The following is a 12,250-nucleotide window of genomic DNA, read 5'->3' on the forward strand; positions in this document are numbered from 1 at the left end:
CTCAATGGGCGGGTTGGGTCTGCTTGGCCCGGGCGACGATCTGCGTCGGATTGACGAAGCGCAGCGCCAGAATCAGCCAGAAGAGAGTCGTCACCATATAGACCACGGCCATGGCGTCGATCGACTGCGAAGCGCGAACGCCCGACGCGAAGACCGCGTAATAGAGGGAGACGACGAGGGTCTGGCTGGTTGGGCCGGCCACGAGGAAGGTCAGCTCGAACATGGCGATCGTGCGCACCAGGACCAGAAGCAGCGCCGCCAGCATGCCCGGCAGGAGGAGCGGCAAAAGGATGCGCAGGAAGAGGCTGCCCGTCCCCGCCCCGAAGACGCGCGCGGCGGCCTCCACGCGCGGATCGATCTGCTCGATGAAGGGAATCATGACGAGCACGACGAAGGGGATGGAGGGCACGAGATTGATGATGACGACGCCCCAGAACGTGCCGCCGAGGCCGGTCTGGTAGAGCAGCGTCGCCAGCGGGATGCCGTAGGTCAGCGGCGGCACGAGAAGCGGCAGCAGGAAGACGAGGATGGCGAAGCGCTTGCCCGGAAACTCCCGCCGCGCCAGCGCATAGGCGGTGGTGATGCCGATCGCGCCGGAGAGAAGCGTCACCAGGAAGACGATCTGGAAGGTGACGAGCAGCACCTCCGTCAGCTGGAACTCGCGCCAGGCAGAGAAGTACCAGCGCGTGGTGAAGTCCACCGGCAGCCAGGTGCCGAGCCAGCGCGTCGCCAGCGAGTTCACCACGACCGTGCCGATCACGCCGAGGAGGTTGAGGATGAAGAGGATGGCCACCGCCCAGACGGCGGTGCGCCAGAGCTTCGAGCCGATGCCGCGATCCCGGATCATGGATTCAGCCTTTCGTGCCGCCGGCGGGGCCGCGGTAGAAGAAACCGCGCAGCCCCAGGACGAGGAGGACGACGACGAGCTGGACGACGCCCATGATGATGGCGATCGCCGAGCCCAGCGAGTGGTTGTACTCTTCGAAGGCCGCCGCATAGGCCGCGATCGAGATGACGCGCGTCGGCCCGGCGGGGGCGCCGAGAAGGACCGCCGAGGGGAAGACCGCGAAGGCCTGCACGAAGGCGAGGCAGAAGGTGACGGCCAGACCCGGCACGAGAAGCGGCAGGAAGATGCGGGTGAAGCGCCTTCTGGCATTGGCGCCGAGGGTGGCGGCCGCCTGCTCGATCGCGGGATCGATGCCGGTGACGTAGGAGAGCGTCAGGAGGAAGGCGAAAGGAAAGCCTGTGATGAGCAGCGAGGCGAAGACGCCCCAATAGTTGTTCGTGAGGCGCAGCGGCGCGTCGAGGATGCCGACCGTCAGGAGCGTGCGGTTGAACCAGCCCTGGGGGCCGAGGAAGTTCAGGAGCCCTTCGGCGACGAGCACCGTGCCGAGCGTGATCGGCAGGACGAGGATCACCGTCAGAAGCCGCTGATGGCGCATCAGCCGGACGCGGAAGGCGATCGGCACGGCGAGCGCGAGGTTCAGCACCGTCACCGGCACGGCCAGCCAGAGCGTGGCGGCGATCGTGTTGTAGAGGAACGGGTCGGAGAAGAAGCGCTGGTAGTTCGCGTACCAGGCGCCCTCCGCCGGCGTGATGGAATCCACGACGCCGTAGAGGAACGGATAGACGAAGAGCGCGAGGACGGCGAGGAGGCCGGGCAGGACGAGAAGCGTCGTGCCGTCGAAGCCGCGCACGGCGAGCCGGGTGCGCAGCGGCGGGCGGCGGGCCGGGCGGGCGGGGGAAGCGGCGAGTGCGGCCCCGCTCATCGGGCCGCCTCCTCGAAGACCAGCGTGCGCAGCGGGTCCGGCCGCAGGAGAACCGGCTCGCCATGGGCGAGCGAGGTGTCGGCGCGGAAGTAGATGACGGATTCGCCGAGCACCGCCGAGCCGAACCAGGCCCGGCCGCGATACTCGATGGAGCGCACGGTCGCGCGAAAACCCTCGCCGAGCCCGTCGCGCACGGCGACGAGATCCTCCGGCCGCACGGAGACCATGACGGGCGTGCCGGCGCGGAGCCTTGCGGCGGCGGGCAGGACGAGGCGGCTGCCGCCGACCTCGACCGTGCCCGAGCCGTCGGCGACACGCCCGGCGACGCGGGTGCGAAATCCCATGAAATCGGCGACGTCGACATCGACCGGGCGGTCGTAGAGGTCTTCCGGCACGCCGGTCTGGCGGATCAGCCCGTTCGACATGACGACGATGCGGTCGGCGAGCGACAGGGCCTCGTCCTGGTCGTGGGTGACGTAGATCGTGGTCGAGCCGATCGCCTCGTGGATGGCGCGGATCTCGGCGCGCATTTCCAGGCGCAGCTTGGCGTCGAGATTGGAGAGCGGCTCGTCCATGAGGACGATCGAGGGCCGGATGACGATGGCTCTCGCGATGGCGACGCGCTGCTGCTGGCCGCCCGAGAGCTGGCCGGGCAGCTTGTCGCCCTGCGAGCGCAGGCGGACCAGATCGAGCGCGGCATCGATGCGCCCCTCGGCTTCCGCCTTCGGCACGCCCTGCATGGCGAGGCCAAAACCGACATTCTTGCGGATCGTCATGTGCGGGAAGAGCGCGTAGCTCTGGAACACCATGCCGAAACCGCGCTCTTCCGGCGCCAGATCGTGGATCGGCCGGCCGTCCAGGCGGATTTCGCCGCCGGTCAGCGGCAGGAGCCCCGCGATGCAGTTCAGCGCCGTCGACTTGCCGCAGCCGGAGGGCCCGAGCAGCGCGATGAACTCGCCGCGCTCGACGGTGAGGTCGATGCCGTCCAGCGCCCGGTAGGAGCCGAAGGCGCGTTCGAGGCCGACCAGTTCCAGCCGGCCGCCGCCGGCATGGCGGGCGGCCGGGCCGGGCGTCTGGCGGATGGGGGCGGCGGCGATTGCGGGGGAAGCGTTCATCGCGAGACAGGCTCCAGGAGGAGACGCGGCCGAACGGTTCGGCCGTCGGGAAGCCGGCGGCGGACGCAAGGCGCGCCGCCGGCGAACGAAAGGCGGGTTCAGCCCTTCTTGGAGCCGACCCGCTCGTCCCAGATGCGGAAGGCCGCGACGAGCTTGTCGGCGTCGAGCGGGGTCTCCAGCGGATTGCCGGCGATCCACCCGTCATATTCGGGACGGCCGTATTCGTTGATCGCGTCCTGGCTCGACTGCGGCGCCATGGAGAGCGGCACGTCCTTCACTGCCGGGCCCGGATAGAAGTAGCCCTCGTCATAGGCATAGGCCTGGGACTCCGGCGTCAGCATGAAGTTCATGAGATCGAGGAGGACGGCGAGCTTCTCCTCCGAGACGCCCTTCGGCACGACCATGTAATGGGCGTCCGTCACCCAGTGGAACCCGGCGAGCGTGCCGACCGCTGCTTCCTGCGGCACGGTGCCGAGAACGCGCGGATTGATGTCCCAGCCGGTCGTCGTGATGACGATGTCGCGCGTGCCCTCGCCGAACTCGCGCATCGTCTGCGTCGTGCCGGTCGCGTAGTACTCGATGTTCTGGCCGAGCTCCTCCAGATAGGCCCAGGTCTTGTCCCAGCCCTTCACGGGATCGCGCGGGTCCGCGTCCTTCAGGAGATAGGGAAGGCCCATGAGGAAGGTGCGGCCGGGGCCGGAATTGGCGGGACGGGCATAGATGAACTTGTTCTTGTTCGCCTTCGTCCAGGCCAGCAGCTCCTCGGCGCTCTTCGGCGGCGTCGGCACGCGGTCCGGCATGTATTCGATGAGCGGACCGGACGGGTAGTAGGAGACGACGACGCCGTGGTTCTTCGCCATGGCCTGCATCTTGAAGGCCTGGGGAATGTAGATGGATTCGAGGTTCGGCAGTTCCGCCATGTAGGGCGAGAGGTCCGTCCAGATCCCCTGGTCGAGGCCGGCCGAGAGCGCGTCCGTGCCGGTGAGGACGAGGTCGATATCGACCCGGCCCGCGCCCTGCTGGGCCTTCAGCTTGCCCGGCAGTTCCGGGGCCGGCGCCTTGGTGAAGACGATGCGGCTCGCCCATTCCGGCCGCGCCTCGGTGTAGCGCTCCATCGCGGCCTGGGTCAGCGCCAGATTGCCGGCGACGTCGGCGACCGTGATCGTCACGGGGCTCGCGGGCTGGGCCAGCGCCGCGAAGGCCTTTCCTCCGAAAAGATTACCGCCGAAGAGGCCCGCGCCGGCAAGACCGGCACTCGCCCCGATGAAATGTCTGCGGTTCATGCGCATGGTCGTTTCTCCCGTTGGTGCGACGCCCTCCCGAGGCGCCGGTGATGGCCGAGGCGTCCCCGGCGCCGCAGGCGGCGCATCGGAAACGCGGTGTTGCCTAGAGCCGGTAGGCCTTCTTCGCGAGGCCGTAGGCGAGATCGCCGGCGACCTCGAAAGCCTCGTCCTCGTCGAGGCGCCCGTCGCAGACGAGGCGCGCGAGATAGGCGCAGTCCACCCGCCGCGCGACGTCGTGCCGGGCGGGGATCGAGAGGAAGGCGCGCGTGTCGTCGTTGAAGCCGACCGTGTTGTAGAAGCCCGCCGTCTCGGTCGTCGTCTCGCGGAAGCGGCGCATGCCTTCGGGACTGTCGAAGAACCACCAGGCGGGGCCGAGCTTCAGCGCGGGATAATGGCCGGCCAGCGGCGCGAGTTCGCGCGAATAGGCGGTCTCGTCCAGGGTGAAGAGGATCACCGTCACGTTCGGATCGTTGCCGACGGCAGAGAGAAGCGGGCGCAGGGCGTGGACGTAGTCGGTGCGGCCGGGAATGTCGGCGCCCTTGTCGAAGCCGAAGCGCTCGAAGAGCGGGCCGTTGTGGTTGCGAACGGAGCCCGGATGGATCTGCATGACGAGCCCGTCGTCGCGGCTCATCCGCGCCATCTCGGTCAGCATCTGCGCGCGGAACAGCTCGGCCTCGGCGGGTGCCGCCTTGCCCGCCAGAACCTTGCCGAACAGAGCTTCGGCCTCGGCCGGTGCCAGATCGGCCGTCAGCGCGGAGGGGTGGCCGTGGTCGGTCGCGGTCGCGCCGCGCGCCTTGAAATAAGAGCGCCGAATGCGATGGGCCTCGAGATAGCCGGCATAGGTCTCTGGCTGGCCCGTCATGGCGAGGAAGCGCTGCAGCGCCTCGGCAAAGCCCGGACGCTCGGGGTCGACCACGGCGTCCGGCCGATAGGTCGGCAGAACGCGCCCGGTCCAGCCGCTGGCGCGCACGGCGTCGTGATGGGCGAGATCGTCGAGCGCGGAATCGGTCGTGGCGATCGCCTCGATGCCGAAACGCTCGAAGAGGGCGCGGGGCCGGTAGGCGTCGTCCTCGAGCGCGGCGGCGATCCGGTCGTAGATCGCGTCGGCTGTCATGGGGGAGAGGCGTTCCTCGATGCCGAAGACCGTCTCCAGCGCATGCTCGAACCAGAGGCGCGAGGGCGTGGCGCGAAAGAGGCGGTAGTTCTCGGCAAAGAGCCGCCAGATGCGGCGGCCGTCCAGCTCCACCGGACCGCCATCGGCGCGGGGCACGCCGAGCGATTCCAGCGGCAGCCCTTGCGAATAGAGCATGCGGAAAATGTAGTGGTCGGGAATGACGAAGAGCGCGGCGGGATCGGAAAAGCGCTCGTTCCGCGCATACCAGACGGGCTCGGTGTGGCCGTGCGGCGAGAGGATGGGCAGGCGCTCGACGGTCTGGAACAGCGCCTTCGCGACGGCGCGCGCCTCCGGCTCGATGGGCAGAAGCCGATCTCGATCGAGCGCCATGTCGGAACCTCCCTCTCCGTCCGCCTCTCCCGAAGGCCGCCGGTCATCTTGGCAAACCATACAGATTGATATACTAGCGTGTCAATCGACCCTTCCGAGGCGTTTGCCGTCGCATGACCTCGCTTCTGTCCTCGCCCCTGCCCCGCGTGCCCTCGCAGCGCCTCCAGCGCCGCGTCACCACGGCGACGCAGATCTTCGAAGTGCTGAAGAGCGAGATCATCGCCTCGCGGCTGCAGCCGGGCCTCGCCCTGCAGGACCGCATGCTGACCGAGCGCTTCGGCGTGTCGCGCACGCCCGTTCGCGAGGCCCTGATCCGGCTGTCGGAAATCGGCCTCGTCGACATCTTTCCCCAGGCCGGGACCTTCGTCTCCCGCGTGCCGGTCGGCGCCATTCCGGAAGCCGTGGTGATCCGCAAGGCGCTGGAGGGCGTGACGGTCGAGGCGGCCGCGCTCTCGCAGGCGCCGGACCGCGAGGCCCGGCTCGCCGCCATCATCCGCCGGCAGAAGGCGATGGCGCTCGTCGGCGACATCGACGCCTTCCACGAGGCCGACGAGGCCTTTCACGCCGAGCTCGCCGAGATCGCGAACCATCCCGGCATCTGGACGCTGCTGAAGCAGGTGAAGGTGCAGATCGACCGCGCCCGCCGCATGACGCTCCCCGTTCTCGGCCGGATGGACCACGTCATCGCCGAGCACGAGGCGATCGCCGACCATGTCGTCGCCGGCGATGCGGTCGCCGCCCGCGCGGCGATGATGGACCATCTGAACGCCGTCATCCCCGACGTCGCGGAGCTGCGGGGCCTCTATCCCGACTATTTCGCCTGATCGGCGGTATCGGCTCCCTGCCGGGACCTCAAGATCGCTCCCCTTCGGGGACGTCAAGGATCGGTTTCCTGCGGAAACCTCAAGGAAAGGACGACGCATGCGACAGGGCTGGAGATGGTTCGGACCGGAGGCCACCGTGACGCTGGACGAGGTGCGCCAGGTCGGTGCGACCGACGTCGTCTCGGCGCTGCACGAGGTCCCCATCGGCGAGGTCTGGACGCCGGAGACGGTCGAGGCGCGGCGTCAGCTGATCGAGACGGCGCCCGCCGGCCGGGTGCCGCTGCGCTGGTCGGTCGTCGAAAGCATTCCCATTCCCGACGCCGTCAAGCGCACGGGCGGCGCGGCGAAGGCGGAGATCGAGGCTTGGATCGCCAGCCTCGAATCCGTCGGCAAGGCGGGAATCGGCATCGTCTGCTACAATTTCATGCCCGTCGTCGACTGGTGCCGCACCGATCTCGACTACGTCACCGACACCGGCGCCACCGCCATGCGCTTCGATTTCGAGAGCTTCGCGGCCTTCGAGCTGCACATCCTCCAGCGCGTCGGGGCGGAACTCGACTACACGCCGGAGGAGCAGGCCCGCGCGCGCAGGACGTTCGAGGCGATGGACGAGACGGCCGTCGCCGACCTCGTGCGCAACATCGCGAGCGCCCTGCCCGGCTCCACCACCGAGCCGATGACCATCCCCGCCTTTCGCGACAAGCTCGCGACCTATCGGGACGTCGACGCGGCCACGCTGCGCCGCCATCTCGTGGAGTTCCTGGAGGCCGTGACCCCGGCCGCGGAAGCCTTCGGCGTTAAGCTGACGCTCCATCCCGACGATCCGCCGCGTCCGCTCTTCGGCCTGCCGCGCATCGCCTCCACGGAAGCCGACTATGCCGCGCTCTTCGAGGCCGTGCCCTCGCCCGCCAACGGCATGTGCTTCTGCACGGGCAGCCTCGGCGTGCGGGCGGAGAACGACCTTCCCGCGATCGCCCGCCGCTTCGCCCCGCGCATCCATTTCGCGCATTTGAGGGCGACGACGCGCGAGGCGGACCCGCGCAGCTTCCACGAATCGGCCCATCTCGACGGCGACGTGGACATGGTGGCGGTGCTTCGCGAACTCGTGGCGGAGGATCGGCGGCGCGGGCCGGGCGAGACGATCGTCTTCCGCTCCGACCATGGGCACCGGATGCTGGACGATCTCAACAAGGCGGTGACGCCCGGCTATCCCGCGACGGGACGCATGCGCGGCCTCGCCGAGCTTCGCGGCATTCTCCACGCCCTCGGCCATCCGCCGGAAGCGCCGGCGCGTGCGCTCTAGCGGCGGCGCTTCGAGGGAAGAGCTTAGACCGACGAGCCGAGAAGGGGCGCGATGACAGGGCCCTCGTCCTCGTGCTCCTCCAGCGTCTCGGCGCTCGCCTCGGCGCGGTCGAAGAACGCATCGGCATCGAGCCAGACGAGGTCGGTCGGCACGGAGAAGGGCCCGACCGCCGTGCCGCCGTAGATCGCGGAGACGACGAGCTGCCGGCCGTCGTCGGAGGGGCCGCAATGGATCGTGTCCGGCCGGCCCTCCGCGAGACCGCGACGGCGCCGCGCCTCGTCCATGGGGATGGCGACGCTCTCCCAGGCGAGGGCGGCGGCCGCCTCCGGCCAGTCGAGCGGCGTGCCGAGGACCAGTCCCGGCACGTCGGCCGCATAGGTATCCTGCCAGGATTGCGTCGCGGCGATCCTCGCCAGATCCTCCGCCTCCATCTCCTCGTCGGAAATGTCGATCTCCATGAGGGCGGGCATCATCTCGATCCCGACGAGGACGGCGGCGGAAGGCCCGGTGCCGGACGCCTGGAAGGCGGGCAGCGCGAGCGCCTCCACGAGCGCGCCGACCGTTTCCGGCGCGTCCTCGGCCTCGCCCGACCAGGCGGCGGCCAGGCGATCCGAGAGCGCATCGTGCAGACGGCGAACGAGGCTCGGCGTGGTCGTCTTCGTATCGAAGGCGGCGAGCGGCAGGAGGATCGGGAAGACCGCGCAGCGGCCGCCCTCCAGCGTGACGCCGGACTCTTCGAAGGAGGCGGCGAGACGGGCGTTCTCCGAGGGATCGCGGGCGAAGTCCGCCATCCGGTCCGGCGCGCCCGCGACGGGGCAGAGGATCAGCCGCGTGCCGCACTCGCTCACGGCGCCGCCGGGCTGCTCGGTCTGGAGAAGGCCCGTGCCGGCCTCGATATAGGCCTCGACGAGGAAGTCCGGATAGAGCTCCTCTAGGATGTCGTGGAGATCGTCGGAAAGCCGCGTCCAGGCCGCGTCGAAATCGGCGCGCGACAGAGCCGGGCCGAGCAGGCCGACCTGCCCCTCGCCCGCAAAGGCCGCGGCCGCGCGCAGGATGTCCGCCTCCGTCGGCGTCTTCGCGCGCTTCACCGCCTGCTTGGCGATCTTGGCCGAGGCCCGTCGATCCGCGCGATTGCCCATGCTGGCCTCCCGATACCGTCCTGTCCCGCTGAGGGACCGCAGCCGCTGCCTAATCGGCGGCGGCGCCGGCGTCCATTGGGGAAAGCGGACTTCGTGAGCGTCAGCTGGCGAAAACGCCCTCGAAATCCTGGAAGCCCTTCACCTCGATCGGATTTCCCGAGGGATCGAAGAAGAACATGGTGCGCTGCTCGCCGGGCTCGCCCTCGAAGCGCACGACCGGGGGAATGTCGAAGGCGACGCCGCCGGCCTTCAGCCGCTCGGACAGGTCCAGCCAGTCGGCCAGCGGCAGGACGACGCCCAGATGCGGCATCATCACCATGTGGTCGCCGACCCGCCCCGTGCGCGTGACCTCGAAGGGCTTGCCGAGATGGAGCGAGATCTGGTGGCCGAAGAAGTCGAAATCGACCCAGGTCTCCGTCGAACGCCCCTCCTTGCAGCCGAGCACGCCGCCGTAGAAGCGGCGGGCCTCGTCGAGATCGGTGACGTGATAGGCGAGATGGAAGAGCGAGCGCATGGAAGACTCCGGGTTCGTCTGGAAGGTCGGTCGGGGCGGCCGGCTCAGGGCCGGCGCTCCCTCTGCCGGCTGTCGCCGGCGGGCTTCTCGGCAAGGCCGGCGACGATCTCGTCCAGCACCTGCCGCTCCTCGATGGCGAGATCCTCGGCTCGGCTCTGCGAGATCGCGGCGAAGCGGACGGGCCGCCCGCTCGGCGTCTGCGCGAGCCGGGCGACGTCGACCGAGGCGAGCGTCGCGATCTTCGGATAGCCGCCGGTCGTCTGGCGCTCCGCCATCAGCACGATCGGCTGGCCGGAGCCCGGCACCTGGATCGAGCCGAGCGCGGTGCCGTCGGAGACGATGTCGTGGCCGCCGGCCGCCGGCAGAGGCGGTCCGGCGAGAACCTGCGCCATGCGGTCGCGGCTGGCCGAGACGATGTAGGGCTCGCCGAGGAAGCGCCGCAGGATCTCGGGCGAAAAACGTCCGTCCTGCGGCCCCTTCACCACCCGGATCGGGCGGTTCGAGCGCCAGACCGGTCGGTTCAGCGCCAGGAGGGGCGCTGGCTCGGCCTGCCCGAGCGGCAGGCGGTCTCCGGCAACCAGCCGGCGCCCCTCGTGGCCGCCGAGTCCGCTGCGCAGATGGGTCGAGCGCGACCCGAGCACCGGCGGCGTGTCGATGCCGCCGGAGATCGCAAGATAGGCCCAGACGGCGTCGCGCATCGCGCCGATCGTCAGCATCGAACCCGGCCGAAGGACGTGGCTCTCCCACAGCCAGATCGGCGTGCGGTCGATGCGCACGTCCACCGCCCCGCCCGTGACCGCGATGCGGACGGGCTCGGTCGCTTCGAACCGCCCGCCGACGCCGGCAAATTCGAGGCCCGCCGCCGCCGGCCCGTTGCCGACGAGCGCGTTCGCGATGCGGAACGAGGGCACGTCCATCGGACCGGCGCGCGAGACGCCGGCATGCTGGAGACCGGGGCGGCCGAGATCCTGAACCGTGACCATCGGTCCGGCCTCGTGGACGGCAAGCTCCGTCATGGCGCCTCCGGCCGCACGACCGCCTCCCCCGCCGCCACGCGCGCGTCGAGCGCCTCGGCTTCGGCCTCCGAGACCGCGCGAAAGCGCACGCGGTCGCCGGCCTTCAAAAGAAAGGGCTGGGGTCCGGCGGGATCGAAGAGGCGGACGGGGGTTCGCCCGATATAGCGCCAGCCGCTCGGCCCCGGCACGGAATTGATGCTGGCCTGCGCGCCGCCGATGCCGATGGCGCCGGCCTCGATGCGCTGGCGCGGCACGGCGAGGCGCGGCGTGTGCAGCGCCTCCGGCAGTCCGCCGAGATAGGCGAAGCCCGGCGCGAAGCCGATCATGTAGACGCGGAACTCCGTCGCCGCGTGAAGCTCGACGAGAGCCTCCGGCGTCATGGCCTTCATCGCGGCCAGTTCGGCGAGATCGAGCCCGACCTCGCCGCCGTAATGGACGGGAATGGTGAAGCGCCGGCCGTGCCGGGCCTCGACGTCGAGAGCGCCGAGCCGCGTGCGGATCTCCTCCGCCAGCGCCGCGCCGCGCACCTTCGCGGGATCGTAGACGACCATCAGCGAGCGATAGGTCGGGACGGTCTCCTCGACGCCGACGATCGGAGCGCGGGCGAGATCGGCCGACAGCGCGATGACGCGCTCGCTCACCGCCTCGTCGATCCGGTCGGCGAGTTCCACCGAGAGGGCGCCGTCGCCGCAGGGCAGGATTTTGACCGGCGGTTGCGCCGTCACGCCCTTTCCTTCCGCCCTCGGCGCGAGGCGCGTTTCGCGATGGGACGGCTCTTCAGGATTGCGATCCAATGCTCGCCCTTCGCGAATGTCCGACGACCCTTGCGGCGTCCGGCCCGGAACGGACGGCGGGAGGCGCGTCGATCGCCCGATCTCGGCGCCCGGTCTCCCCGCCCAGCCGCCTCGGTGATACGAGCAGAGCCGACGCGGCGCAACCGGCACGGCCGCCCGGACGCCGCCGACCGCCCCATCGGCCGAGGAGCCAGGACGCCATGCGCACGATCGACCTCAACTGCGACCTCGGCGAGAGCTTCGGCGCCTACAAGATCGGCGACGACGAGGCGATGCTCGGCCTCGTGACCACGGCGAACGTCGCCTGCGGCTTCCATGCCGGCGATCCCGTCGTGATGCGCGACACGATCCTGTCCGCCAAGGCGCGCGGCGTCTCGATCGGGGCGCACCCCTCCTTCATGGACCTCTACGGCTTCGGCCGCCGCCGGATCTCGGGCGAGCGGCCGGAGGATATCGAGGCGCAGCTCGTCTACCAGATATCCGCGATCCAGGGCATGGCGACCGCGCTCGGCTGGCCGATCACCCATGTGAAGACCCATGGCGCGCTGAACAACATGGCGGCGGAGGACGCCGCGCTCGCCGAAATCTGCGTCCGCGCCGTGCGGGCGATCGATCCCTCGCTCGTCTTCGTCGCCATCCCCTTTTCCGAGGCGATGAAGGCGGCCGAGAAGGCCGGCCTTCGCATCGCCAGCGAGGTCTATGCCGACCGCACCTACGAGGCGGACGGGATGCTGACCCCGCGCCAGGTGGCGGGCTCGGTCATCCACGATCCCGAGCAGAGCGCCGACCAGGTGCTCTCCATGGTGCGGGACGGCCGCATGCCGACGCGCGGCGGGTCGAGCCTTCCCGTCGAGGCTGCGACGATCTGCGTCCACGGCGACACGCCGGGCTCCGTCGCCATGGCGCGCGCCCTTCGCGAGCGGCTCGCCCGCGACGGCCTCACCCTCGCGCCCTTCGCGCGCGCGCGCAGCGCGAGCGACTGACGGGGG

The 12,250-nt window shown here is 70.0% G+C and carries 12 protein-coding genes; 3 read left to right on the forward strand and 9 right to left on the reverse strand.

Going from position 1 to position 12,250, the window contains the following annotated elements:
- Position 1: 1 nt before the first annotated feature.
- The 5 genes from ASG62_RS08645 to uxaC all read right to left on the reverse strand — a co-directional run bounded on the left by ASG62_RS08645 (position 2) and on the right by uxaC (position 5,671).
- Positions 2-847 carry an ABC transporter permease gene (locus ASG62_RS08645; protein ID WP_056687907.1) on the reverse strand — a complete coding sequence of 282 codons (846 nt, stop codon included), beginning with the start codon at positions 845-847 and terminating at the stop codon, positions 2-4.
- 4 nt (positions 848-851) lie between these two features.
- The gene (locus ASG62_RS08650; RefSeq protein WP_056687910.1) at positions 852-1,769 is read right to left on the reverse strand and encodes an ABC transporter permease; all 918 of its coding nucleotides are present in this window, start codon (positions 1,767-1,769) and stop codon (positions 852-854) included.
- On the reverse strand, positions 1,766-2,884 hold the full coding sequence (locus ASG62_RS08655; protein WP_082536857.1) for an ABC transporter ATP-binding protein: 1,119 nt from the start codon (positions 2,882-2,884) through the stop codon (positions 1,766-1,768). The genes ASG62_RS08650 and ASG62_RS08655 overlap by 4 nt, the downstream gene beginning before the upstream one ends.
- Positions 2,885-2,982: 98 nt before the next feature.
- On the reverse strand, positions 2,983-4,173 hold the full coding sequence (locus ASG62_RS08660) for an ABC transporter substrate-binding protein (protein WP_056687913.1): 1,191 nt from the start codon (positions 4,171-4,173) through the stop codon (positions 2,983-2,985).
- A gap of 97 nt (positions 4,174-4,270) precedes the next feature.
- Positions 4,271-5,671, reverse strand: coding sequence for a glucuronate isomerase (uxaC, locus tag ASG62_RS08665; protein WP_056687916.1), 1,401 nt, complete (start codon positions 5,669-5,671; stop codon positions 4,271-4,273).
- Between the two features lie 113 nt (positions 5,672-5,784).
- On the opposite strand from uxaC, the gene ASG62_RS08670 reads away from it, so the two are divergent.
- Both ASG62_RS08670 and uxuA read left to right on the forward strand, forming a co-directional pair.
- Positions 5,785-6,495, forward strand: a complete 711-nt coding sequence (locus ASG62_RS08670) for a GntR family transcriptional regulator (protein WP_056687917.1) — start codon at positions 5,785-5,787, stop codon at positions 6,493-6,495.
- A 97-nt stretch (positions 6,496-6,592) separates the two neighbouring features.
- Positions 6,593-7,798 carry a mannonate dehydratase gene (uxuA, locus tag ASG62_RS08675; RefSeq protein WP_056687920.1) on the forward strand — a complete coding sequence of 402 codons (1,206 nt, stop codon included), beginning with the start codon at positions 6,593-6,595 and terminating at the stop codon, positions 7,796-7,798.
- A 23-nt stretch (positions 7,799-7,821) separates the two neighbouring features.
- Here the strand turns inward: uxuA and ASG62_RS08680 are convergent, their stop codons facing one another.
- From ASG62_RS08680 to pxpB, 4 genes are all read right to left on the reverse strand, one after another.
- Positions 7,822-8,937: a hypothetical protein gene (locus ASG62_RS08680; RefSeq protein WP_056687923.1), complete on the reverse strand. Its 1,116-nt coding sequence runs from the start codon at positions 8,935-8,937 to the stop codon at positions 7,822-7,824.
- A gap of 100 nt (positions 8,938-9,037) precedes the next feature.
- Positions 9,038-9,451, reverse strand: coding sequence for a VOC family protein (locus ASG62_RS08685; protein WP_056687926.1), 414 nt, complete (start codon positions 9,449-9,451; stop codon positions 9,038-9,040).
- Between the two features lie 44 nt (positions 9,452-9,495).
- Entirely contained in the window at positions 9,496-10,467 is a 972-nt protein-coding gene (locus ASG62_RS08690) for a biotin-dependent carboxyltransferase family protein (RefSeq protein WP_056687929.1), read from the reverse strand.
- Positions 10,464-11,192 carry a 5-oxoprolinase subunit PxpB gene (gene pxpB, locus ASG62_RS08695; protein ID WP_056689328.1) on the reverse strand — a complete coding sequence of 243 codons (729 nt, stop codon included), beginning with the start codon at positions 11,190-11,192 and terminating at the stop codon, positions 10,464-10,466. The genes ASG62_RS08690 and pxpB overlap by 4 nt, the downstream gene beginning before the upstream one ends.
- Before the next feature lie 269 nt (positions 11,193-11,461).
- Between pxpB and ASG62_RS08700 the strand changes: the two genes are divergently transcribed.
- Positions 11,462-12,244 (forward strand): LamB/YcsF family protein, encoded by a 783-nt coding sequence (locus ASG62_RS08700; RefSeq protein ID WP_056687932.1) that lies wholly within the window; start codon positions 11,462-11,464, stop codon positions 12,242-12,244.
- The last annotated feature ends 6 nt before the right edge of the window (positions 12,245-12,250 follow it).

The organism is Aureimonas sp. Leaf427 (genome assembly GCF_001425485.1).
Taxonomy (GTDB): domain Bacteria; phylum Pseudomonadota; class Alphaproteobacteria; order Rhizobiales; family Rhizobiaceae; genus Plantimonas.